Consider the following 23,215-nt stretch of genomic DNA (forward strand, 5'->3'; position numbering starts at 1 on the left):
GATTTCGATGGCACTCAAGACAGACATCCGGGGGATGGTCTGGAAGTACCCCGAACCGTTCGTCGTCGGCCGCGAACAGATCCGGCAGTACGCGAAATCGGTCAAGGCCAACGACCCGGCCAGCCACGACGTCGAGGCCGCGGCCGCGCTCGGGCATCCCGGCCTGATCGCCCCGCCGACGTTCCTGTCGATCTTCGCGGTGATGATCCAGCGGCACTTCTTCCAGCACGTCGACGTCGGTTTCGAGACCATGCAGATCGTGCAGGTCGACCAGAAGTTCCTGTTCCACCGCCCCATCAGGGAGGGCGATGCGGTCACCGGCACGATGCACGTCGAGACCGTCGACGAGCGGTTCGGGGCCGACATCGTGACCACCCGCAACGTGCTGACCGACCAGACCGGCGCGGTCATCATGGAGGCGTTCACCACGCTGATGGGCCACGAGGGCGACAACTCGATCTCGGCGCGCTGGGATCCGGAGACGGGCCAGGTGGTGCGCAAGCCGGTCATCCACGACATCGACGACGCGGAGCCCGTCGGCGGCGCCGGCGGCACGGATTAGTAACTGGGAGGCCTCGCGCGCTACACTCGGACCTCGGGGTTTTCCCAGATAAAGCGCGCTGTCCGTCGGCTCGGATCGACCGAACGGGGAGCGCGCGCATTATGTGGGCCCCCGCACCGGGCGGCGGTGTTGTCCCGTATGGCAGGGTCGACAGTGAGGTCCACGAAGGGGCGTAGCTCAACTGGCAGAGCAGCGGTCTCCAAAACCGCAGGTTGCAGGTTCAAGTCCTGTCGCCCCTGCTCAACTGAATACTAGACAAGTGTGGACACTGGAAGGTGAACCCGCACGGGCAGACGACCGGACGACCAGAAAAGGAACACGCGGTGAGCGACGAGCGCGACAGTGCCGGCTCCGCAGGCACCGACAGCGGCGCGGCGACCGACGACGGTGACACCCGGGTTCAGACCGCGGTGGCGGCTCGGCCGGCGCGGCCGACGGGCAAGCGGTCGCGACGTGGCGTGGTCGATGCCGGTGACGGCGTCGAGGACGCCGAGCCTGAAACCGAGGGTTCGTCGTCCAAGGACGACGGATCCAAGAACGGGTCGAAGCCGGCGAAGAAGACCGCCAGGAAGCCCAAGGACGGGCCGTCGCGCAATCCGATCGCGTTCATCTGGAAGTACCTGACGGAAGTCGTCGCCGAGCTGCGCAAGGTGATCTGGCCGAACCGCAAGCAGATGGTCAGCTACACCTCCGTCGTGCTGGTGTTCCTGGCATTCATGGTGGCGCTGATCGGGCTGACGGACCTCGGCCTGGCCAAGCTCGTGATGCTGGTGTTCGGCTGACTTAGTGAAATTGAGAGAGGACTGACACGTGACTAGCTTCGACGGCGATGCGCCTACGGGTGAGACCGTCGACACCATCGAGGTCGACGAGGCCACCGCTGGGGCTGAAACCGCAGCCGAGGACGCTGACGAGAGTGCCGCGGCCGCCGAGGTGACCGCGGTCGCCGATAGCGCGGTCGAGGACGAGGACGAGGACGAGGACCCGGCCGTCGCGCTGAAGAAGGACCTGCGCCTGCGGCCCGGCGAGTGGTATGTCATCCACTCCTACGCCGGCTACGAGAACAAGGTGAAGGCCAACCTCGAGACCCGCGTGCAGAACCTCGACGTCGGTGATTACATCTTCCAGGTCGAGGTGCCGACCGAAGAGGTCACCGAGATCAAGAACGGCCAGCGCAAGCAGGTCAACCGCAAGGTGCTGCCCGGCTACATCCTGGTCCGCATGGAACTCAACGACGAGTCGTGGGGCGCGGTGCGCAACACCCCCGGCGTCACCGGGTTCGTCGGCGCGACCTCGCGCCCGTCGCCGCTGTCGCTGGACGACGTGGTGAAGTTCCTGCTGCCGCAGAGCCCGGCGAAGAAGGCCGGCAAGACCGCGGCCGCGGCCACCGCGACGGCCGAGCCAGGCGCCCTCGAGCGTCCCGCCATCGAGGTGGACTTCGAGGTCGGTGAGTCGGTGACGGTGATGGACGGGCCGTTCGCCACGCTGCCGGCCTCGATCAGCGAGGTCAACGCCGAGCAGCAGAAGCTCAAGGTGCTGGTGTCCATCTTCGGGCGCGAGACCCCCGTCGAACTGACCTTCAACCAGGTCGCCAAGATCTAGTCGGGCCGCTCGCCCCGACGATGTAACCGGGCTGCGGCCCGCCAGAAAGGAAAGCAACACCCATGGCCCCGAAGAAGAAGGTCGTCGGGCTGATCAAGCTGCAGATCCAGGCCGGGCAGGCCAACCCCGCCCCGCCGGTCGGTCCCGCGCTCGGCCAGCACGGCGTCAACATCATGGAGTTCTGCAAGGCGTACAACGCCGCGACCGAGTCGCAGCGCGGCAATGTCATCCCCGTGGAGATCACCGTCTACGAGGACCGCACGTTCACGTTCGCGCTGAAGACCCCGCCGGCGGCGAAGCTGCTGCTCAAGGCGGCGGGCGTGCCCAAGGGTTCCGGTGAGCCGCACAAGACCAAGGTCGCCAAGGTGACCTGGGATCAGGTGCGCGAGATCGCCGAGACCAAGAAGGAAGACTTGAACGCGAACGACATCGACGCCGCGTCCAAGATCATCGCCGGCACCGCCCGGTCGATGGGAATCACCGTCGAGTGATTTCGTTGAGGCTGCACTGACGGCGACGAAGTTCGAGTAGAGCTCACCGCCGGCGCAGTCTGAACGCAGTAACCCGTGGGAGGGCTGGCATCGGCCCGCAAACCACAACCCAACAACGCGATTGGATGAACCAATGAGCAAGAACAGCAAGGCATACAAGGAAGCCGCCGAGAAGGTTGACAAGGATCGGCTGTACACGCCGCTGGAGGCCGCCAAGCTCGCCAAGGACACCTCGTCGAAGAAGCAGGACGCCACCGTCGAGGTCGCGATCCGCCTCGGCGTGGATCCCCGCAAGGCCGACCAGATGGTCCGCGGAACCGTGAACCTGCCGCACGGCACCGGCAAGACCGCCCGCGTCGCGGTGTTCGCCGTCGGTGACAAGGCCGAGCAGGCCGAGGCGGCCGGCGCCGACATCGTCGGCAGCGACGACCTGATCGAGAAGATCCAGGGCGGTTTCCTCGACTTCGACGCCGCGATCGCCACCCCCGATCAGATGGCCAAGGTCGGCCGGATCGCGCGCATCCTGGGTCCGCGCGGCCTGATGCCGAACCCGAAGACCGGCACGGTCACCCCGGACGTCGCCAAGGCGGTCTCCGACATCAAGGGCGGCAAGATCAACTTCCGCGTCGACAAGCAGGCGAACCTGCACTTCGTCATCGGCAAGGCGTCGTTCGACGAGAAGGCGCTGGCCGAGAACTACGGTGCCGCCCTGGACGAGATCCTGCGTGCCAAGCCGTCGTCGTCGAAGGGGCGCTACCTGAAGAAGGTCGTCGTCTCGACGACGACCGGCCCGGGGATCCCGGTGGATCCGTCGGTCACCCGGAACTTCGCGGAGGCGTAGGCGCAGCCGGAGCCGACCATGGGGTCGGAGGCGTAGGCGCAGCCGGAGCCGACCATGGGGTCGGAGGCGTAGGCGCAGCCGGAGCCGACCATGGGGTCGGAGGCGTAGGCGGAGCCGGAGCCGACCATGGGGTCGGAGGCGTAGGCGCAGCCGGAGCCGACCATGGGGTCGGAGGCGTAGGCGCAGCCGGAGCCGACCATGGGGTCGGAGGCGTAGGCGGAGCCGGAGCCGACCATGGGGTCGGAGGCGTAGGCGCAGCCGGAGCCGACCATGGGGTCGGAGGCGTAGGCGCAGCCGGAGCCGACCATGGGGTCGGAGGCGTAGGCGGAGCCGGAGCCGACCATGGGGTCGGAGGCGTAGGCGCAGCCGGAGCCGACCATGGGGTCGGAGGCGTAGGCGCAGCCGGAGCCGACCATGGGGTCGGAGGCGTAGGCGGAGCCGGAGCCGACCATGGGGTCGGAGGCGTAGGCGCAGCCGGAGCCGACCATGGGGTCGGAGGCGTAGGCGCAGCCGGAGCCGACCATGGGGTCGGAGGCGTAGGCGGAGCCGGAGCCGACCATGGGGTCGGAGGCGTAGGCGCAGCCGGAGCCGACCATGGGGTCGGAGGCGTAGGCGCAGCCGGAGCCGACCATGGGGTCGGAGGCGTAGGCGGAGCCGGAGCCGACCATGGGGTCGGAGGCGTAGGCGCAGCCGGAGCCGACCATGGGGTCGGAGGCGTAGGCGCAGCCGGAGCCGACCATGGGGTCGGAGGCGTAGGCGGAGCCGGAGCCGACCATGGGGTCGGAGGCGTAGGCGCAGCCGGAGCCGACCAACAGACAACGAGAAACCCCGCACCCGAAGGGATAGGTGCGGGGTTCCTCGCTATGCGCGCTTTTCGGGAGCGCTCCTCGGCCACCACGCATCCGGCCTCGGCTGCCGGCCACCGGCCCCCACGAACGGCGGCTCGGAGCGGGCCAAGCCCGGTGGCCGCATCCCCCTCTGCGAACCTCCGACATGGTGGTCGAGAAGCACCCCCGCAGCAACATAGCACCGACGGTGCGCTCTTCGCGGGTCAACGGACAATTTCTGCTCGCCGACCTGCGGCAGTGCGCTCTCCAGCGATTATTGTGCGCAGGAACGGCGCTTTGCCGAGGGTGTGGTCATTCACGACCGAAGTCGATAGTTGCGTCAGCAAACATCGTTTGGGCCCGGTACCAGGGCTTTTCGCGGTGCTCCCGCTGTGACACCGTCTCCAGGCAACTCTGCGCTATCCGGGCGACGGCCTCGATGGCCAGCCGCTTCGGAGTCAGGCGGCGGCGGCCGGCTTGAGGTAGGTCACGAGGCTGACGTCGATGCTCTCGTCGATGAAGTAGTACTGGCAGCCCTTCAGGTACCGCATGTAGCGGTGGTAGTTCTCTTCGTCGGTGGCCGCGATCGCCGCATCTTTGTTCTGCTCGAGGCGGTCGGCCCAGATGCCCAGCGTCTTGATGTAGTGATTGCGCAGCGACTTCACCTCAGGCACCACGAACCCGGCCTTCTCGCCATGCTCGACCATCATCTGGGTGGTGGGGATCCGGCCGCCGGGGAAGATCTCGGTGATCATGAACTTGATGAACCGGGCCAGTTCGAAGCTCAGCTTCTTGCCGCGTTCGGCCAGGTCGTAGGGGTGGTAGCCGACGCTGCTCTGGATCGTCATCCGGCCGTCCTCGGGCAGGATGTCGTAGCAGGTCTTGAAGAAGTCGTCATAACGCTCGAAGCCGAAGTGCTCGAACGCCTCGATGGACACGATCCGGTCGACGGGGCTGTGGAACTGCTCCCAGCCCTCGAGGCGGACGTCGAAGGTGCGCTCGGTGTCGATCTTGCTCAGCAACTGGTTGCAGTAGGCCTGCTGGTTCTTCGACAGGGTCAGGCCGATGACGTTGACGTCGTACTTCTCCATGGCCCGCTGCAGGGTCAGCCCCCAGCCGCAGCCGACCTCGAGCAGCGTCATGCCCGGCTTCAGATCAAGCCGATCCAGATGCTGGTCCACGTTGGCGATCTGCGCCTCCGACAGTGTGACGTCGGGGCCGGTGAAGAACGCGCAGCTGTACTTGCGGGTGGGATCCTGGAACACCCCGAAGAAGTCGTCCGACAAGTCGTAATGGGCCTGGATATCCTCGAAATGCGGCCGCATATCCTTCGTGCCGGTGGATTGGTCAGACATGATTCCCCTGCTCTGCTTCCTGCTGCTGTGCAGACCGTACCGAAAGCGCGGCCCGTCGCCTCTGCGAACACGCGCTTAAAGCGGTCAGCCTATCGTCAGCTGCCTGCTGTGATCCAATCCCCACGGGCCGGGCGGTGTGGCGGAGAATTGTTGACGCGTGTCGAACTCAGCGGGCCTCGGCGAACGTCGTCTTCAGCTCACCCACGATGTCGTCCCACAGGGGTTCCGGCAGGTCATGGCCCATCCCGTCGAACAACACGAACCGGGCACCCGGGATGGCCCGGGCGATGGCGCGTCCGCCGGAGGGCCGCATGAGCTTGTCCGCCCGGCCGTGGATGACCACCGTCGGCACCGCGATCTGACGGTTGTAGCGGCGTAGGCTGCCGCTGCCCATGATCGCCGCGAAGTGCCGGCCCACCCCGGCGGGGTAGTACGAGCGGTCGTAGCCCTCGATCGCGTCGGCGCGCAGTTTGTCGTCGGAGGGCGGGTATCCCGGGCTGCCGATGATCCGGCTGACCCGAACCGCGTTGTCCACGACCGCCTCGCGGGTTGTGCCCTGGGGTCGCTGCAGGATGGCCGCCAGTTGCCGCGGCCCCGGCGGTGGCAGCACGGCCCGGTTGTTGCTGGAGAAGATGACGCCGAGGGTCTGGGTGCGGGCGTGGTGCCGGGCGGCGAAGACCTGGGCGATCATGCCACCCATCGACCCGCCGACCACGTGAGCGGTGTCGATCCCCAGATGGTCGAGCAGCGCCGCGGCGTCGTCGGCCATGTCCTCCAGCGTGTAGGCGGCCGGGCTGGACAGCCCGAGGAACGACCTGGCCATCCGGGGCAGCAGCGGCGCGCCGGCATGGTGGCCGGGCAGCTTGGTGGACAGCCCCACGTCGCGGTTGTCGAAGCGGATCACCCGCAGGCCCTGGTCGATGAGCTTCTCGCAGAACCCGGTGCGCCATAACAACAGCTGAGCGCCGAGGCCCATGATGAGCAGGACCGCCGGATCGTTCGGGTCGCCCATGTCCTCGTAATGGATGTCGAGCTCGCCCGACTTGGCGGTACCGGTGCGGATGTTCACGCCGTCGCCCATCGGAGGTCTCGCCGGCCCATCTAGGCCTCGACCTGGTCGTTGTCGGTCCGCTCCTCGACCTGGTCGTTGTGTTCGCGGGTGACCTCGACCATGAAGTTGGCGAAGTAACCGGTCAAGGCCGGGTCGCTCATCATCTGCCACTTGGGTGCCAGCAGCTTCATGTAGCGCTCCACGTACAGGAACTGCTTGCCGATGAGGACAAGCTCACGCGGCAGCTTCACGTCGTAGGCGTCGGCGAGCGCCGAGAGTTGCTTGCCGATCTCGGCGTAGCTGAGGTCGCCGAGCGACGTCAACGTCAGCGGGGTGGCGAACTTCTCCAGATCCTTGGCGGCCTCCGCCTCGGGCTTGACCGTGCCGACGGCGCCCATCAGCACGACGATCTTGCCCGCCGCCGCGTGGTCTTTCTTGACCAGCAGTGCATGGACCAGCTCACGCAGCAGCCAGCGGGTGCGCGGATCGATCCGGCCCATGATGCCGAAGTCGAAGAACACGATCTTGCCGTCGTCGTCGACGTAGAGGTTGCCGGCGTGCAGGTCGCCGTGGAACAGTCCGTGCCGCAGGCCGCCCTCGAAGACGCTGAACAGCAGCGCCTTGACCAACTCGGTGCCGTCGAAACCGCGCTTGCGGATCTCGGCGACGTCGTCGATGCGCACACCGGTCACGCGCTCCATGGTCAGCACCCGTTCACTGGTGAGGTCCCAGTACACCTGGGGCACCCGGATGTTCTCCCCCATCGGGGAGGCGTGCATGTGCGCGACCCAGGCGTCCATCGACTGCGCCTCGAGCCGGAAGTCCAGCTCTTCGGCGAGGTTGTCGGCGAAGTCGGCGACCACGTCCTGCGCGGACAGCCGTCGGCCCAGCTTGGCCAGCTCCACCAGCTGGGCGCCGCGCTTGAGGATCTGCAGATCGGCGGCCACCCGCCGGCGGATGCCGGGGCGCTGGATCTTGACGACGACCTCCTCGCCCGAATGCAGGGTCGCGTAGTGCACCTGGGCGATCGACGCGGAGGCGAAGGGCTGCTCGTCGAATGACTTGAACAGGTTCTGCGGCTCGTCGCCGAGTTCCTCGCGGAACATCTTGTGGACCTCGCGGGTGTCCGCCGGCGGGACCCGGTCGAGCAGTCCGCGGAACTCGCGGCTCAGCGGTTCGCCGAAGGCGCCGGGACTGGAGGCGATGATCTGGCCGAATTTGACGTAGGTGGGACCGAGGTCGGCGAACGTCTGCGGGATCTGCTTGACCACCTTCTGCTGCAGCGAGCCGTGGCCGGTCAGTTTGGTCAGGACGCGGGCGCCGGTGCGGGTTACCTGCCACCCGGTGGCTCCGATGCGGGCTGCCTCGACCGGAAGGGGAACCCGGTCTAGCCTGGCAACCTCGCGGTGGGATGTCTTTCGAGGTGTGCTCATACCAGCAGTGTCTCAAAAGGTGCGGTCAGGCGAAAAAGGTGTGGAGCGGGTCACATGGCGTGGCCGTAACCGCCGGTCAGCACATCCCGGGCGGTGAGACCGCCACCGCAATCGAGCTGCTCGCGTCGACGGACTCCCCGGGGTAAGGCTTCTGACCGCATACCGTCCACGAGTCGGAGTTGATCGGAATCCCCGGGGCGGTGTTGATGATCCGGGTTTTGAGTTCGGGGCCTTCGCCCGCGGTGATGGCGTCCCAGGTGCTGCGTGCCTCGTCCAGGGTCATGCCCCCGAAGTAGGGCATCTCCCATTCGGTGTCCGCGTGTGCGACGCCGGCGCCGAAGAACGTCATCACTGCCAGCGATGCCGCTGCGATACGCAATCTCATGTCGGATTCCCCCACGTCGAGCTAGACCGAGCCCCCCGACCCGATTCCCTACGTTAACGGAGGCGTCGCTGGACTGCCAGCGGTTCCGGTGTTCAGACGAATGCCCGCTCGACCTCGTCGCGGGACCGAATGGGGTCGCTGTCCGGCCGGTGGCCGGGCAGGGTGTGCGGGGCGAGCGCCGGGTCGACGCCGTCGGCGACGCGTGCCTTGGCCTGCTCGAACTCCGTCACCGGGCCGGAGGCGGTGTGGATACCGTTGATGATCGACCACACCAGCGCCCGGCGGGCGGTTCGCTCGACGATGTTCGGGTTGCGGTGCTGGATCAGCCGCTGCGCCCACGGCGGCATGGTGTCGCGCACCGCCCAGTCGATGGCGCTCTGGGGCATCGGGAGGTTGGAGCCGGTGGCCATCGCGGCGCCGTAGGTGACCGCCAGTCGGGGCAGGTAGGACTCCAGACAGTCCAGTGTTTCCCGCTTGGTCGCGGGCAGATCGGTGCCGCCCAGCGCATGTCCGACCCGGACGAACTCGCCGTAGTAGCGGTCGATGTCGCGGCCCCGCAACGGCCGCGGGTGATACAGCTCGTGCGCGGTGGCGATGCCCCACACCACCGTCGCGTAGTTCCAGCGCAACCATTCCGGGTCGTCGGCGTCGTAGCGCGCGCCGTCCGGCCGGGTGCCCTTCACGGTGTGGTGCATCGAGCGCACCGCCAGTGCCAGCCTTTCAGCGGTCGGCGTCGAGCCGTATGCGGTGCCGATGAAGAACGCGACGGAGTGCCCGAGCCGCACGTTGGCGCCCTGGGGGTCGAGTTCGGGCACCGCGTCGTCGCGGGTGTCCGGCTTGACCAGCCGGGAATGGTGCACGCCCATCCAGTAGATCGACGGGTCGAGGCGTTCGATGTAGGCCGCGCACTGCAGGCCGAAGACGAGGGCCTGCATGTGCGAGTGCACGTGCCAGACGGCGCTGCCGGGGCCGAACCAGCCCGGGTCGCCGGCCGGCCCGTCGAACTGCATCCCGCGGAAGAAATGTCGGCGCACGTCGTGGTCGAAGCGTTTGTCCAACAGTTGCCCGACGAGCTGATGCGGCAGGAACATCGACGCCTCCCCAGAATGGACACGAGTGTTACCAGAATACCGGCGGGATCGCCGATCTGGCCAGAACTTGACGGTGTCCGCTTTAGGCTGGTGCGATGTCCGTCCCGGCGTCCAGCTCGACCAGGTGGGCGGGGATACCGCTGGTCCACCGGCGCGCCGAGCGGCGTGCGCTGTTGATCGACGCGGCTTTCCATCTGTTCGGCGAGGGCGGTGAGGCGGCGCTGTCGGTGCGGTCCGTGTCGCGGGAGAGTGGGCTCAACACCCGCTACTTCTACGAGAGCTTCCGGGCCACCGACGATCTGCTCGGAGCGGTCTACGACCGGGTGAGTGCCGAACTCGGCGTCGCCGTCGAGGAGGCGATGGCCACCGCGGGTGAATCGTTGCGGTCCAGGACCCGGGCCGGGATCGCCGCGGTCCTTCATTTCAGTTCCGCCGACCCGCGGCGGGGCCGGGTCTTGTTCACCGACGCGCGGTCCAACCCGGTGCTGACCGCCCGTCGCGCCGCGACGCAGGATCTGCTGCGCGAAGCCGTGCTCACCGAAGGGTGGCGAATGCGCCCGGACACCGATCCCATCGCCGCGATGGTCGCGGCGGCGTTGTACGCAGGTGCGATGGCCGAGCTGGCCCAGCAGTGGCTGGCCGGGCACCTGGGCGACGATCTCGACACAGTCGTGGATTACGCGCTGAGCCTGGTGCTGCGCTGATTCCCTGTTCTGCTCCTCGCGTGCGCTGGCCCCTGTTCTGCTCCTCGCGTGCGCTGATCCCTGTTCTGCTCCTCGCGTGCGTTGGCCGGTGTCCGCCCATCGCGTGCTGTCAACCGTTCGGCGTCGGGTTTCTGCCAGGGGTCGTTCAATTTCTGCCATCGGAAATCATGGCGGTGGGCCCCCGGTTGTACGGGTCAGATCGGACGAGATCAGCACACGAAGTCGAAACCGCGCGATTCGCTCCACGGCTCCGACCCGACACAGGGAAGAGCAACCACCATGAACACCATCACCTTCACCACCACCGCCGTAGCCGCCGCCCTGGGCGCCGCCGTCCTGGGCCTGGCCGCCCCGGCCGCCGCCGCCCCCAGCGCCGGAGGCAACGCCGACACGACCATCAGCCAGCTCGAGGACCAGGGCAACCGGGTCATCGTCAACCGGCTCTCGGATGCCCCGCTGTCGCAGGCCACCGTGGTGGGCATCCAGCCCGGCGCCGACCTGCGCGGCCAGGTCTGGAGTTCCGATGACGACTCCATCCGGCAGAACGTCATCACCGGCAAGGTCTACTACGTCGACGTGAAGTAACGAAGCGAGAAGTACAACAGGACACAGCTGTCCGATGGCGCGCACCGCCGCGCACCAGGGGCGCCCCCACGAGGGGCGCCCCTTTCGTCGGGCGCCGAGTGTGAAGGCAGCGCGAAAAAATCGCTCCGATTTCGCAATAGCCGCACGCTCGGGGGTCGGTCGGTACTTCGTTACGGTTGCGCCCGTATCCACGGGGTCAGCCACTCGGTCTTCGGCCAGCCCTCGAGCCCGGCGAGCAGCTCGTAGAGGGTCGCCCCGTCGATGCTCTCGCGGATGATGTGGCCGTGTCCGGCGTGGCGGGCCAGCTCCTCGATCAGGTGGAAGAACACCCAGCGCACCGACCACGCGGACACGTCCTTGGGAAGCCAGGGCACATCCTGCGGAATCGGCACCGCCGCAGCGAGATCGGCCGTCTCCACCAGGCGGATCGTCTCGGCGTTCTGCGCGTCGAAGGCCGCCAGGATGTCGGCGAGCGTCTCATCGTCTCTCATGACGAACTCGTCGGCGTAGTCGGCTTGCTGCTCGGCCATCGGCCTGGCGTCCTCCTCGGCCATCGCCGGCGCCGCAGAGACCCGCCTCATCCAGCCGCGCTGGCAGGTCGTGGCGTGCTTGATCAACCCGCCGATCGACAGCGCGCTGACCGACGGGGCCGAGCGCGCCTGCTCGTCGGTGAGCCCATAGGCGATCGCGTGGAACGCGTGCTGCTGAGCGGCCAGGTACTCCTTGAGTCCGGCCCGCTCGCCGGCGATGGGTGGGGGCATCGCGGGCATGTCAGCTCTCCTCGGGTTGGGTGTGGGCGAACAGGTCACGCAGCAGGGCGATCTCGGCGCCGTGGTGGATCACTTCCCGGTGGATGTGCAGGACGAGGTCGACCATGAGCCGGTCGGCGTACGGTCCCTCGGCCGGTCCGAGAGGTCGTCGCAGCTGTCGGTCATCGAGGCGCTGCACGCCTTCGATCCAGACGCGGTAGGCGGAGTCCAGCTGCTGCAGCGCGGTGTCGGCGTCGGGGGCGTAGGGCCAGGTCCGGTAGTCGGCGGGCGGGCCGCCGAAGTACCCGTGTCCGCGCACCGCCAGGACGCCGACGGTGATGTGGGCCGGCCGCCAGGAGATCGTGGTCAGCGGCGCCGGATCCGGTTCGGGGAACTCGTAGTCAATCGATCCGTCGGTGTGCAGCGTCCAGCAGTCGGGCACCGGCGCCCAGAAGTACTCGTCGTCGGTCAGGCCGTCGAGCCGGGGGCGCAGCTGCCGGCGCCAGTGATGGTCGAGCTGGTCGGCCAGGTGAAAGGCCAGTTCGTCGGTCATGAACCCACTGTGTCAGTCTCGGCGGACAGGTTCTGTCCATGCACTCCGGCAGACTGTGGCCACTGTGGAGAGGACCGGCCGGATGCTGCAGCTGCTGGATCCCGAGGAAGCGGTCGCGGTGGCGGTGTGCCTGCGGGCGGCAGCGGTCAGCCATCCGCGTACCCCTACGTCGCCCGGGTGCGCTACCACGCCGTCGCGCAGACGTTCTCGACGGCATCGGTCGAGGTGATCGCCGCGATGCGCGCCGTAGCCGAGCGAATCGCCCGCGCCGCTGGATAGCCTGGGCGTGTCGCGGGCTGACGCCCGCGCCGGCGGAAAGCAGGATGAGGGGCATGCCCATCGATGTGCTCGCGGCCGAGTCGACCGAGCTGTTCACCGGGCCGGCCGACACCCCGCAGCAGTTGGTCCGCGTGACCTACCGAGGCGGTGCCGGCACGGTTCGCGTCGAGGGTCCGGGCCTGAGCGGCCAGGCCGACCTGTCCGCCGGGGACGGTGTGGGCGAGATCGCGGTGCAGGTCGTCGATCCGGTGATCGGACAGGGCCGCCCGGCCCGTGCCGCCGCCGGGCACAGCACCGTCGACTTCACGTTCACCGTCGCCGAACCGGGCTGGACCATGTACATGGTCAGCCATTTCCACTACGACCCGGTGTGGTGGAACACGCAGGGTGCCTACACCAGCGTGTGGACCGAGGAGCCGCCGGGCGCTTGCCGGCAGACCAACGGCTTCGAGCTGGTCCGTGCCCACCTCGAGATGGCCAGGCGGGAGCCGGAGTACAAGTTCGTGCTGGCCGAGGTCGACTACCTCAAGCCGTATTGGGACACTCACCCCGAGGACCGTGCCGACCTGCGGCGATTGATCCGCGAGGGCCGGGTGGAGGTGATGGGCGGCACCTACAACGAGCCCAACACCAACCTGACCAGTCCCGAGACGGCAATCCGTAACTTCGTGCACGGCACCGGATTCCAGCGCGACGTGATGGGTGCCGACCCGGCCACCGCCTGGCAGCTCGACGTGTTCGGCCACGACCCGCAATTCCCCGGGATGGCCGCCGACGCCGGGCTGACCTCCAGCTCATGGGCGCGCGGCCCACACCATCAGTGGGGTCCGATGGCCGCGGAGAAGGGACGGCCCGGCGATGCCGCGCGGATGCAGTTCGCCAGCGAGTTCGAGTGGATGGCGCCGTCCGGGCGTGGTCTGCTCACCCACTACATGCCCGCCCACTACGCGGCGGGCTGGTGGATGGACTCCGCAGCCACGCTGGCCGACGCCGAGACCGCCGTCCTCGAGCTGTTCACCGCGATGAAGAAGGTCGCACTGACACGTAACGTGCTGCTGCCGGTCGGCACCGACTACACGCCGCCGAACAAGTGGGTCACCGACATCCACCGCGATTGGAACAGCCGCTACACCTGGCCGCGCTTCGTGTGCGCCCTGCCGCGCGAGTTCTTCGCGGCGGTGCGCGCGGAAACCGCCGAGCACGCCACGCCGCCGGTCCCGCAGACCCGGGACATGAACCCGATCTACACCGGCAAGGACGTGTCCTACATCGACACCAAGCAGGCCAACCGCGCCGCGGAGAACGCGGTCCTGCAGGCCGAAAGGTTCGCGGTGTTCGCCTCGTTGTCCACCGGCGCGACCTATCCGGAGGCCGCGCTGGCCAAGGCCTGGGTGCAATTGGCCTACTGCGCCCACCACGACGGCATCACCGGATCGGAGTCCGACCAGGTCTATCTCGATCTGCTCACCGGGTGGCGGGATGCGTGGCAACTGGGTGGCGGTGCTCGCGACCGCGCCCTGGGGCTGCTGTCCAGTGCGGTCGATGCATCGGTCGTGGTGTGGAATCCGCTGGCGCACAGCCGTTCCGACATGGTCACCATCCACCTCGACGAGCCGTTCGCCGGCGGCGTGGTGGACTGCTCCGGCGTGCCGGTGCCCGCGGTCGTCGGCGACGGCGGTCATTCGGTGACGTGGCTGGCCCGCGACGTGCCGTCGCTCGGGTGGCGCGGTTACCGGCTGGCGCCCGGCGAGTCCGCCCCGGGCTGGGAACCGTTGCCCGCCGACGAGGTCCAGGTGATCGCCAACGAACACTACCGCCTGGGGGTCGACGGATCCCGGGGCGGCGGGGTGTGCACGTTGGTGTCGGACGGCCGCGAACTCATCGCCGCCGGGCGGGTCGGCAACGAACTCGCCGTCTACGACGAATACCCCGCCCACCCCACCGTCGGGGAGGGCCCGTGGCATCTGCTGCCCAAAGGGCCGGTGACGTCGTCGGCGCAGCATCCCGCCACGTCGGTGCGACGGTTCGGCTGTGCGCTGGGTGAACGCGTGGTCGTCACCGGCGAGATCCCCGGGCTGCTGCGCTACACCCAGACGCTGACGCTGTGGCGCGGGGTCGAACGTGTCGACTGCCGCACCAGGATTGACGACTTCGCCGGGTCGGACCGCCTGTTGCGGCTGCGCTGGCCTTGTCCGGTGCCCGGCGCGATGCCGGTCAGCGAGGTCGGTGACGCGGTGATCGGGCGCGGTTTCGGTCTGCTGCACGAACCGGGCCGCGCCGATTCGGTGGACACCGCCGTGCATCTGTACACGCTGGACAACCCCGCCTACGGCTGGTTCGGGCTGTCCTCGACGGCCCGGGTGCGTTTCCGCGGCGATGCGGTACGTGCGGTGTCGGTGGCCGAGGTGATCGTTCCCCCGGGCGCCGATGCCGCCCTGCGCGCCGTGGTCCGTGACCTGATGGCTGCCCTCGTGCGGGCGGGGGTGACCGCCACCTGTTCGACGGCCGACGCACCGCGCTACGGCGACCTGGCCGTCGACTCGAACCTGCCCGATGTGCGGATCAGCGTCGGCAGCGCCGCCGACAACGCGTTCACCACCGAGGTGCTCGGTGGCCATCCGGCGGGGCCGAGGGTGTGGATTCCGGCGGCCCGGCCGCTGCGGGACGTCTGGATTCCGGGAGCCGATCTGCGCGCGGTCGATGCGCTGCCTGTGCTCGTCGTCGGCGCCGACGGTGACCTCGCGGCCATCACCGCGCTGATCGACGACCTCGGCGACGCCGAGATCGTCGTCGATCAGGTCGCCGGGGTCGAGGAGTTCGAGGCGCGGACCGTTGCGGTGATCAACCGGGGCGTGCCCGGTTTCGCGATCGACACCGACGGCACGCTGCACATGTCGCTGATGCGGTCATGCACCGGGTGGCCGTCGGGCACCTGGACCGACCCGCCCCGCCGCACCGCGCCCGACGGCTCCAATTTTCAGCTCCAACACTGGACGCACACCTTCGACTACGCGCTGATCGGGGCGCACGGCGATTGGCGTGACCTGGAGATGCCTGCCCGCAGTGCGGAATTCAATCAGCCGCTGCTGCCGGTTCGGGCCGTCCACGAGCCGGCGAGCGGCGGCCTGCCCGGCTGGGGCTCGATGCTGGAGGTCGAGCCGCAGCGATCCGTTGCGGTGGCCGCCGTCAAGGCCGCCGGGAATCCGACCGCGGGTGGCAGCGCGCGGCGCGCCGACCCGGCCGACGGGATCGCGGTGCGGCTGGTGGAGACGCTGGGGCGGCGGGCGGACGTCACCCTCCAGTCCGGGTTGCGCCACCTGTCCGGGTCGCAGCGGCTCGATCTGGTCGAGCGCCCGCTCGATCGTGGCGAGGACGGGGTGCGGCTGCACGGCTACGAGATCGCGACGCTGCGCACCCGGCTCAACCTGCCGCGTCTGCTCGATGCCGAGCAGACGCCGCTGGGAGCGGTCGCCGAACCCGCCCAGCCGCTGTATGCCAGGTACTGGTTGCACAACCGCGGGCCCGCACCGCTGGGCGGGCTGCCCGCCGTCGCCCATCTGCATCCGCACCGGGTGTCGATCGATGGGGGTGGCGAGCTGTCGCTGCGGCTCACCGCGGTCAGCGATGCCGTCGACACCGCACTGCACGGCAGGGTGCGGCTGATCGCGCCGACGGGCCTGAACCTGGATATCGCGGAGCTGCCCTTCCTGCTCCCGCCCGGCGAACACCTGGAGTCGACGGTGCACGTCGAAGTGCCGTCCGGCGTCGCCCCAGGGCTCTACCCGGTGCGTGCCGAACTGGCCGCCGTCGGTGCCGCGATCCCGGCAGCCTGGCATCAGACCGTCGAGGACGTCTGCGTGATCTCCGTCGGCGGCCACGACGACCGGTTGCTGTGGCTGGTCACCGAGCCGGGAGCGGTCGACGTCGTCGCCGGCGACAGCGCGCGGGTTGCGGTCACCGTCGGCACCGACGCGCACGCGGACCTCGCAGTGGAGGCTCACGCGATATCGCCGTGGGGCACCTGGGAATGGTTGGGGCCCAACATCGTCGGCGGCGTGATCCCAGCACGGGGAACCGTCGAGCTGGGCTTCGACGTCGCACCGCCGCGATGGACGGAGCCCGGCAGCTGGTGGGTGCTGATCCGCGTCGCATGCGCCGGCGAGCTGCTGTATTCGGCCGCGGTGCCGGTACGGGTGCGGGCCCGATGAGCGCCGACGTGGCCGCCACCGTCGGCGCGCAGGTCGTGACGGTCGCCGATGTGGACCGGGCCGAACGTGTGGCGCGGGCCGGTGATCGGGCCGGTGCGCTGCCGCGGCCGGGGACCGGCGAGGCCCGGCAGCTGCGCCGCTGGCTCACCCAGGTGCTGACCGCCCGGCGGGTCGTCGCCGCCGAAGCGGCGGTGCTCGCGGTCGACGATGCCGATGCGCCTACGCAGGTGCAGCTGTTGCCCGACGAGGTGGCGCGGATGGAGATCGGCAGCGTCGCGGCGGCCACGCTGTCCGACCCTTCGGCACGGGCGGTGTTCGCCCACGTCACGTCGGCCGTGCGGGTCAGCGACGAGGAGGTGGCCGACTACCACGCCAGAAACCCGTCGCGGTTCGCGGTGCGGCGGGCGCGGGCCGGGGGCTGGCACGGCGCCCTCACCGGCGCGGCGCTCGAGGATGCGCGGCCCGCCATCGCCGCGCACCTGCTGGCCGCCGCACGGCGCCGGGTCTACCGCCGCTGGCTCGACGAGCGGTGCGCCGCGCTCGTCGTGCTTGCGCCGGGATACGAGCATCCCGGCGATCCCCGGCAGCCCGACAACATCCACCGCCACTGAAGTGGACGGCTGATGAGCGACTGTGTGCTGGCCGTCGACATCGGCGGAACCAAGATCGCCGCCGCGCTCGCCGACGCGGCGGGAAACCTCACCCATGTCACGCAACGCCGGACCCCGCACGACGACGCGGAGACGCTGTGGGACACGGTGGCGTCGGTGCTGGCCGACACCCTCGGTGCCGCCGAGACCACGGTGACCGCCGTCGGCGTCGGTTCGGCCGGGCCGGTCGACATCCCCGGGGGCACCGTCAGCCCCATCAACATCCCTGCCTGGCAGCGGTTTCCGATCGTGGCCCGGGTCGCCGAGTGCACCGGGCTGCCGGTGTGGCTCGGCGGGGACGGGCTGTGCATGGCGATGGGCGAACGATGGATCGGCGCCGGTCGCGGTGCCTCCTTCCTGCTGGGCATGGTGGTCTCGACGGGCATCGGCGGGGGACTGGTGCTCGACGGCGCTCCGTACCGCGGGCGGACCGGCAACGCCGGTCATGTGGGCCATGTGGTCGTCGACCCGGGCGGCGGGCCGTGCACCTGCGGCGGGCACGGCTGTGTCGAGACCGTGGCCTCCGGTCCCCACCTGGCGCGATGGGCGCGCACCCAGGGCTGGCAGGCGCCGTCCGGCGCGGACGCCAGGGAACTCGCCGAGGCCGCCCGGCTCGGCGATCCGGTGGCCTTGCGCGCTTTCACGCGCGGGGCCGACGCGCTGGCCGCCACGATCGCGTCGGTCGCCGCGGTCTGCGACCTGGACCTGGTGGTGATCGGCGGGGGTGTCGCGAAATCCGGCGATCTGCTGTTCGGCCCACTGCGTGCGGCGCTGACCCGCTACGCCGGGCTGGACTTCATCCGCGGCCTGCAGGTGGTGCCCGCCGAACTCGGCGGCGACGCCGGTCTGGTCGGTGCCGCGGCCCTCGCGTACTCGGGCGTGCACTGGTGAGCGGCGAGCGTGCGCTGCGTGCCGGCCGCCGCGGCGCGCCGTCGTACAGACGCGCGCGTTCGCGGTGCCGGACGGGACGGCGTTTTGGCTGATCGGGGGGTGGCACGCTATCCTGATCCGGTTCCACCGAAGACCGTCGGTCACCGATGAGCGCTTGCGCGAAGAGCAAGTGGCTCGGCAATCGGTTGAAGGTCCGGGAAATCCCGGCGGCCCACGCAGGAGGACGAGGCTCATATACGTGTGCGCCCCGACCTGTCTGCGTCGGGGCGTTCGTCATTTCTCGGGGTTGACCATCCGAAGGTCGAGGCGGAACGACCGAAACCAACCACGAGGAGGCATGCATGGCCAAGGCTGACAAGGCCACCGCGGTTGCCGACATCGCCGAGCAGTTCAAGGAGGCGACGGCGACGCTCGTCACCGAGTACCGCGGGCTGTCGGTCGCCAACCTCGCCGAACTTCGCCGGTCACTCGGCGATTCCGCCACCTACACGGTCGCCAAGAACACCCTGGTGAAGCGTGCAGCGGCGGAGGCCGGCATCGAGGGTCTCGACGAGCTGTTCGCGGGTCCGACCGCGATCGCGTTCGTCAAGGGTGAGGCCGTCGACGCCGCCAAGGCGATCAAGACCTTCGCCAAGGACAACAAGGCGCTGGTCATCAAGGGCGGCTACATGGACGGTCGCGCGCTGACCGTCTCCGAGGTCGAGCGGATCGCCGACCTCGAGTCCCGCGAGGTGCTGCTGGCCAAGATGGCCGGCGCGATGAAGGCGAACCTGGCCAAGGCGGCCGGCCTGTTCAACGCTCCGGCGTCGCAGGTCGCACGTCTGGCTGCCGCGCTGCAAGAGAAGAAGGCCGCTGAGGAAGCTGCCTAGCAGCGTCCGCACGTCCCACCCCCACTAGCCACGAAGTAAGAATCAGGAAGGACCCACCATGGCCAAGCTGTCCACCGACGAGCTGCTCGACGCTTTCAAGGAGCTGACCCTGCTCGAGCTGTCCGAGTTCGTCAAGAAGTTCGAGGAGACCTTCGAGGTCACCGCCGCGGCTCCGGTCGCCGTTGCCGCCGCCCCGGGTGCCGCCGCCGGCGCCCCGGCCGAGGCCGCCGAGGAGCAGTCGGAGTTCGACGTCATCCTCGAGGGTGCCGGCGACAAGAAGATCGGCGTCATCAAGGTCGTCCGCGAGATCGTCTCCGGCCTGGGCCTGAAGGAGGCCAAGGATCTGGTCGACGGTGCGCCCAAGCCGCTGCTGGAGAAGGTCACCAAGGAGGCCGCCGAGGAAGCCAAGGGCAAGCTCGAGGCTGCCGGCGCATCGGTCACCGTCAAGTAAGTAGTAGGTAACACGGTGCCACCGGCGCCGTGCGGGCCGGCGGCGACGTCGGCTAACTCAGCTGTGGGGCTGGCCTGGCAAAACAGGCCGGCCCCACAGTCGTCGGTATCCGTGGGCAGCGTGAATGGCGGTTCGCCGGTATCTGCAGACCGAGTGTGACCGGGCAGGCCGGTAGGTTACAGTGACTCAAGCCACAGGCGGGGAGCATGTGGCGCAAGTCGGGCGATGGCGAGAGGATTTCGCGTGGGCATTGGTATTCAGATCGAAGGCTTGACGAAGTCCTTCGGAGCTCAGCGAATCTGGGAGGACGTCACGTTCGACCTGCCCGCGGGCGAGGTCAGCGTGCTGCTGGGGCCCTCGGGTACCGGTAAGTCGGTGTTCCTGAAGTCGCTGATCGGGCTGCTGCGCCCGGAGCGCGGCAAGATCATCGTCGACGGCACCAACATCATCGAGTGCTCGGCCAAGGAGCTCTACGAGATCCGCACCCTGTTCGGGGTGATGTTCCAGGACGGCGCGCTGTTCGGCTCGATGAGCCTCTACGACAACACCGCGTTCCCGCTTCGTGAGCACACGAAGAAGAAGGAAGCCGAGATCCGCCAGATCGTCATGGAGAAGCTGGACCTGGTCGGTCTGGCCGGTGACGAGAACAAGTTCCCCGGTGAGATCTCCGGCGGTATGCGCAAGCGCGCCGGGCTGGCGCGTTCACTGGTGCTCGACCCGCAGATCATCCTGTGCGACGAGCCCGACTCCGGTCTGGACCCGGTGCGTACGGCGTACCTGTCGCAGCTGCTGATCGACATCAACGCCCAGATCGACTGCACGATCCTGATCGTGACGCACAACATCAACATCGCCCGCACCGTGCCGGACAACATGGGCATGTTGTTCCGCAAGCAACTGGTGATGTTCGGTCCTCGCGAGGTGCTGCTGACCAGCGACGAACCGGTGGTCAAGCAGTTCCTCAACGGCCGTCGTATCGGCCCGATCGGCATGTCCGAGGAGAAGGACGAGTCGACGATGGCCGAGGAGCAGGCCTTGCTCGAGGCCGGTCACCACGACGGCGGCGTCGAGGAGATCGAGGGTGTGCCGCCGCAGGTCACGGCCACTCCCGGTATGCCCGAACGCAAGGCCGTGGCCCGTCGTCAGGCGCGGGTGCGCGAGATCATGCACACCCTGCCGCCGGCGGCGCAGGAAGCCATCCGCGACGACCTCGAGGGTACCCACAAGTACCCCACCCACCAGTTCGCCGGCGAGTCCGGTCACGGGCACGAGGACGACGCCCCGACCGGCCGGATTCCGGTCGCGGAGTAGGCGCCCCGGGGGCCGCCTACCGACCTCCCGCAGATCCGCACGGTCCGGCCGCGCAGCCACACGGTCCGGCCGCGCAGCCATAGGCATGTCCCGCGGTCGTCGCACCGGTACCGGGCCGCGGGCGGGAACCGGATGTCACCGGCGATACCGAGTTTCGCCAACGGCGGCACGCCGGCCCGGTCGCGACGCAACGCGTCGTCGTCGCGTGATTCTGGCGAATTCTGCCCGCCCGCGGAGATGACCGCGATACGGTTTGCCGGATTCGGACGGGGGTCTTTCATGGTCGACCGGATGTCGGTGTGGATCGGTGCCGGTGTGGTCACCGCGGCCGTCTCGGCGGCGTTGCTGGGCGGTGCCGGCGTGGCCGTGGCCGCGCCGGAGCCGGGAGCGGGGCAGCAGACGACCGTCTCGTCCGGGTCCCCGGACACCACCGGGCCCGAGGCCGCCGGGAGCGGGACGGACACCACCGTCGAATCGGAACCCGCCGACGTTGAAGGGTCGGGGCAGGACGAGCCCGAAACCTCCGAAGCCGCCGATGACGAGCTGCAGGCAGACCTCGACGAGGACCTGGCGGACGAGGCCGACGCAGAGCTGACCGATGACGATTCGGTCCCGGTGGACGCGCCGGGATCGCCCGACGGCATCGAGCCCGACGGCATCGAGCCCGCAGAGGCCGACGGCATTCAGCCCGACAGCATCGAGCCCGACGAGGCCGACGCCATTCAGTCCGACGGCGTCGAAGCCGACCGGGCGGGCGAAACCCCCTCGACCGCAATGGATTCGCCGGCCGCCGAGGTCGGCAGCGCGCCCGGGGATCCGGCCGATGTCGCCGACGAGGCCGTCGAGGCGCAACTGGCCGACGAGGCCGACGCGGTGGCCGAACCGGCCGATGACGTCGCCGAGGTGGTGCAACCCGCCGGTCCGGTCCGGCGGGCGGCCTTCGTCGCGGTCGAGGCCGACCGCGCCCCACCGGCGCCGGTGGTCACCGAGATGGCGATGGTCGCCGCGGACGGTCCGGTGTCAATCCAGGCGGCCACGGCGCCGCGGCAGACCCTGCTCAGCATCATCGGGGCCGTCGTGTTCAACCTGATCGGTTTCGCGACCCGGGTGGTGACGGGCCCGCCGCAGCTGCCGCCGGGCAGCACGGTCACCGTGCACAGCTCCACGCTGACGATCGACTGCGGTGAGGGATACGAGGTACCCGTGGACTGGTACGTCCCCGAGGGCCCGACACCGACCCGGCTGGTTTACACGCAGCACGGCTTCATGGCCTCCGGGCCGATGTACAGCTACACGGCCGCGCGGCTGGCCGAGTCCACCCACAGCATCGTCGTCGTCCCGAGCCTGACGTCGAACTTCCTGGCCTGCGACGGCTGCTGGGTGGGCGGCACACAGATGCACAGCGCGGTGGCCGACCTGTTCGTCGACGGCAACACCGCGCTGGCCGACAGCGCGACCGCCGCCGGCTACAGCAGCACGCTGCTCGACGACGTGGACCGGGTCGTGCTGATCGGCCACTCGGCGGGCGGCGGGCTGGTGGCCGGCACCGCCGGATACATGGCCACCAACGGGAGCATCGACCGGCTGGCCGGCGTCGTCATGCTCGACGGGGTGGGGTTCGGTTCGGTCGTGCCCGACGCTCTGGCCAAACTTCCCGACGATGTCCCGTTCTATGACCTCGCCGCCAGGTCGTACTTCTGGAACATGAACGGCACCGGCGCCGCCGAACTCGCGCAGGCCAGGCCCGATCAGTTCATCGGCGCCCGGCTGCTCGACAGCTCGCACGGCGACTTCATGGTCGGCGGTAACCCGCTCATCCAGGCGTCGATGAACCTGATCACCGGGTGGCCGAAAGCCGCGAACGTCAAGGCCGCCGAGCTCATCACCGCGGCCTGGATCAACGACATGTTCGCCGGGACGCAGACCGCGGGGTACTACGGAGAAGCGGGCGAGTTGCTGGAGTTCGACACGTCGCGGGGCCCGGCGTCGGCCTATGTGCTGCCCGGCCCGCCCGAGCGCCTGAGCCTTGTCGACATGGTGTTCCAGTTCGTGTCCGGCCTGCTGTTCGGCATCAACTTCGCGACCTGTGCCGCCGAACCGGAGGAGGAAACCGCGACACTTTCTGGGCCGGACACGCTTCTATCTCTTGACGACGGGACGAAACCGGGCCAATCTATTGGCCAGCATGTTTGCACGGGTTGAGGTGGCCAGCCAGCGCCGGATGGTCCCCGCGCGGGCTTGTTGAGGAATATGCCGCCCTGCGGTATCGTTGGACGTTGCGCTGGCTGCATCCTGCCCACCCTCCAACACCGCGCTGCCCACGTGGA

23 protein-coding genes and 1 tRNA gene are annotated in these 23,215 nt (G+C 69.0%); 16 read left to right on the forward strand and 8 right to left on the reverse strand.

All coding sequences use genetic code 11. The features are described 5' to 3' along the window. Positions 1 to 7: 7 nt before the first annotated feature. The 6 genes from hadC (at position 8) to rplA (ending at position 3,496) form a co-directional block, all read left to right on the forward strand. The gene (gene hadC, locus JDV09_RS09075) at positions 8 to 562 is read left to right on the forward strand and encodes a (3R)-hydroxyacyl-ACP dehydratase subunit HadC (RefSeq protein WP_221368793.1); all 555 of its coding nucleotides are present in this window, start codon (positions 8 to 10) and stop codon (positions 560 to 562) included. A 166-nt stretch (positions 563 to 728) separates the two neighbouring features. Beyond that, positions 729 to 801, forward strand: a tRNA-Trp gene (locus JDV09_RS09080). Between the two features lie 84 nt (positions 802 to 885). Continuing rightward, on the forward strand, positions 886 to 1,344 hold the full coding sequence (gene secE / locus JDV09_RS09085; protein WP_221368794.1) for a preprotein translocase subunit SecE: 459 nt from the start codon (positions 886 to 888) through the stop codon (positions 1,342 to 1,344). A gap of 28 nt (positions 1,345 to 1,372) precedes the next feature. Then, the gene (gene nusG / locus JDV09_RS09090; protein WP_221368795.1) at positions 1,373 to 2,164 is read left to right on the forward strand and encodes a transcription termination/antitermination protein NusG; all 792 of its coding nucleotides are present in this window, start codon (positions 1,373 to 1,375) and stop codon (positions 2,162 to 2,164) included. 62 nt (positions 2,165 to 2,226) lie between these two features. Then, complete coding sequence (gene rplK / locus JDV09_RS09095) at positions 2,227 to 2,655, forward strand: 50S ribosomal protein L11 (RefSeq protein WP_221368796.1); 429 nt, start codon at positions 2,227 to 2,229, stop codon at positions 2,653 to 2,655. 133 nt (positions 2,656 to 2,788) lie between these two features. Continuing rightward, the gene (gene rplA / locus JDV09_RS09100; RefSeq protein ID WP_221368797.1) at positions 2,789 to 3,496 is read left to right on the forward strand and encodes a 50S ribosomal protein L1; all 708 of its coding nucleotides are present in this window, start codon (positions 2,789 to 2,791) and stop codon (positions 3,494 to 3,496) included. Here the strand turns inward: rplA and JDV09_RS09105 are convergent. The 6 genes from JDV09_RS09105 to JDV09_RS09130 form a co-directional block, all read right to left on the reverse strand. Then, positions 3,409 to 4,308: a hypothetical protein gene (locus JDV09_RS09105; protein WP_221368798.1), complete on the reverse strand. Its 900-nt coding sequence runs from the start codon at positions 4,306 to 4,308 to the stop codon at positions 3,409 to 3,411. The genes rplA and JDV09_RS09105 overlap by 88 nt on opposite strands. Before the next feature lie 473 nt (positions 4,309 to 4,781). Further along, complete coding sequence (locus JDV09_RS09110; protein ID WP_221368799.1) at positions 4,782 to 5,678, reverse strand: cyclopropane mycolic acid synthase family methyltransferase; 897 nt, start codon at positions 5,676 to 5,678, stop codon at positions 4,782 to 4,784. A 166-nt stretch (positions 5,679 to 5,844) separates the two neighbouring features. Further along, positions 5,845 to 6,747, reverse strand: a complete 903-nt coding sequence (locus JDV09_RS09115) for an alpha/beta fold hydrolase (RefSeq protein ID WP_221368884.1) — start codon at positions 6,745 to 6,747, stop codon at positions 5,845 to 5,847. A gap of 32 nt (positions 6,748 to 6,779) precedes the next feature. Continuing rightward, positions 6,780 to 8,162 carry an ABC1 kinase family protein gene (locus tag JDV09_RS09120; protein ID WP_221368800.1) on the reverse strand — a complete coding sequence of 461 codons (1,383 nt, stop codon included), beginning with the start codon at positions 8,160 to 8,162 and terminating at the stop codon, positions 6,780 to 6,782. A 76-nt stretch (positions 8,163 to 8,238) separates the two neighbouring features. Further along, positions 8,239 to 8,547 carry a PASTA domain-containing protein gene (locus JDV09_RS09125; protein WP_221368801.1) on the reverse strand — a complete coding sequence of 103 codons (309 nt, stop codon included), beginning with the start codon at positions 8,545 to 8,547 and terminating at the stop codon, positions 8,239 to 8,241. A gap of 92 nt (positions 8,548 to 8,639) precedes the next feature. Beyond that, positions 8,640 to 9,638: an oxygenase MpaB family protein gene (locus JDV09_RS09130; protein ID WP_221368802.1), complete on the reverse strand. Its 999-nt coding sequence runs from the start codon at positions 9,636 to 9,638 to the stop codon at positions 8,640 to 8,642. Positions 9,639 to 9,733: 95 nt separating this feature from the next. On the opposite strand from JDV09_RS09130, the gene JDV09_RS09135 reads away from it, so the two are divergent. Both JDV09_RS09135 and JDV09_RS09140 read left to right on the forward strand, forming a co-directional pair. Then, the gene (locus tag JDV09_RS09135) at positions 9,734 to 10,342 is read left to right on the forward strand and encodes a TetR/AcrR family transcriptional regulator (protein ID WP_221368803.1); all 609 of its coding nucleotides are present in this window, start codon (positions 9,734 to 9,736) and stop codon (positions 10,340 to 10,342) included. Positions 10,343 to 10,621: 279 nt separating this feature from the next. Next, on the forward strand, positions 10,622 to 10,927 hold the full coding sequence (locus JDV09_RS09140) for a hypothetical protein (protein WP_221368804.1): 306 nt from the start codon (positions 10,622 to 10,624) through the stop codon (positions 10,925 to 10,927). A 170-nt stretch (positions 10,928 to 11,097) separates the two neighbouring features. Here the strand turns inward: JDV09_RS09140 and JDV09_RS09145 are convergent, their stop codons facing one another. Together JDV09_RS09145 and JDV09_RS09150 are read right to left on the reverse strand one after the other, a co-directional pair. Then, entirely contained in the window at positions 11,098 to 11,697 is a 600-nt protein-coding gene (locus JDV09_RS09145) for a DinB family protein (RefSeq protein ID WP_221368805.1), read from the reverse strand. A gap of 1 nt (position 11,698) precedes the next feature. Next, positions 11,699 to 12,229, reverse strand: coding sequence for a DinB family protein (locus JDV09_RS09150; protein ID WP_221368806.1), 531 nt, complete (start codon positions 12,227 to 12,229; stop codon positions 11,699 to 11,701). A 126-nt stretch (positions 12,230 to 12,355) separates the two neighbouring features. On the opposite strand from JDV09_RS09150, the gene JDV09_RS09155 reads away from it, so the two are divergent. The 8 genes from JDV09_RS09155 to JDV09_RS09190 all read left to right on the forward strand — a co-directional run bounded on the left by JDV09_RS09155 (position 12,356) and on the right by JDV09_RS09190 (position 23,090). Beyond that, positions 12,356 to 12,508, forward strand: coding sequence for a hypothetical protein (locus tag JDV09_RS09155; RefSeq protein WP_221368807.1), 153 nt, complete (start codon positions 12,356 to 12,358; stop codon positions 12,506 to 12,508). Between the two features lie 59 nt (positions 12,509 to 12,567). After that, positions 12,568 to 16,716 (forward strand): glycoside hydrolase family 38 N-terminal domain-containing protein, encoded by a 4,149-nt coding sequence (locus JDV09_RS09160; RefSeq protein WP_221368885.1) that lies wholly within the window; start codon positions 12,568 to 12,570, stop codon positions 16,714 to 16,716. Beyond that, positions 16,713 to 17,327, forward strand: coding sequence for a DUF7158 domain-containing protein (locus JDV09_RS09165; protein ID WP_221368808.1), 615 nt, complete (start codon positions 16,713 to 16,715; stop codon positions 17,325 to 17,327). The genes JDV09_RS09160 and JDV09_RS09165 overlap by 4 nt, the downstream gene beginning before the upstream one ends. Positions 17,328 to 17,339: 12 nt before the next feature. Continuing rightward, positions 17,340 to 18,257: an ROK family protein gene (locus JDV09_RS09170; RefSeq protein WP_221368809.1), complete on the forward strand. Its 918-nt coding sequence runs from the start codon at positions 17,340 to 17,342 to the stop codon at positions 18,255 to 18,257. Positions 18,258 to 18,598: 341 nt separating this feature from the next. Beyond that, positions 18,599 to 19,126, forward strand: a complete 528-nt coding sequence (rplJ, locus tag JDV09_RS09175; RefSeq protein ID WP_221368810.1) for a 50S ribosomal protein L10 — start codon at positions 18,599 to 18,601, stop codon at positions 19,124 to 19,126. 58 nt (positions 19,127 to 19,184) lie between these two features. Then, complete coding sequence (rplL, locus tag JDV09_RS09180; RefSeq protein ID WP_221368811.1) at positions 19,185 to 19,577, forward strand: 50S ribosomal protein L7/L12; 393 nt, start codon at positions 19,185 to 19,187, stop codon at positions 19,575 to 19,577. Positions 19,578 to 19,820: 243 nt separating this feature from the next. Further along, entirely contained in the window at positions 19,821 to 20,888 is a 1,068-nt protein-coding gene (locus JDV09_RS09185) for an ABC transporter ATP-binding protein (RefSeq protein WP_221368812.1), read from the forward strand. A 279-nt stretch (positions 20,889 to 21,167) separates the two neighbouring features. Next, on the forward strand, positions 21,168 to 23,090 hold the full coding sequence (locus JDV09_RS09190) for an alpha/beta fold hydrolase (RefSeq protein ID WP_221368813.1): 1,923 nt from the start codon (positions 21,168 to 21,170) through the stop codon (positions 23,088 to 23,090). Positions 23,091 to 23,215 lie beyond the last annotated feature (125 nt).

The sequence above is a fragment of the Mycolicibacterium xanthum genome (genome assembly GCF_019710635.1).
In the GTDB taxonomy this organism is placed as follows: Bacteria; Actinomycetota; Actinomycetes; order Mycobacteriales; family Mycobacteriaceae; genus Mycobacterium; species Mycobacterium xanthum.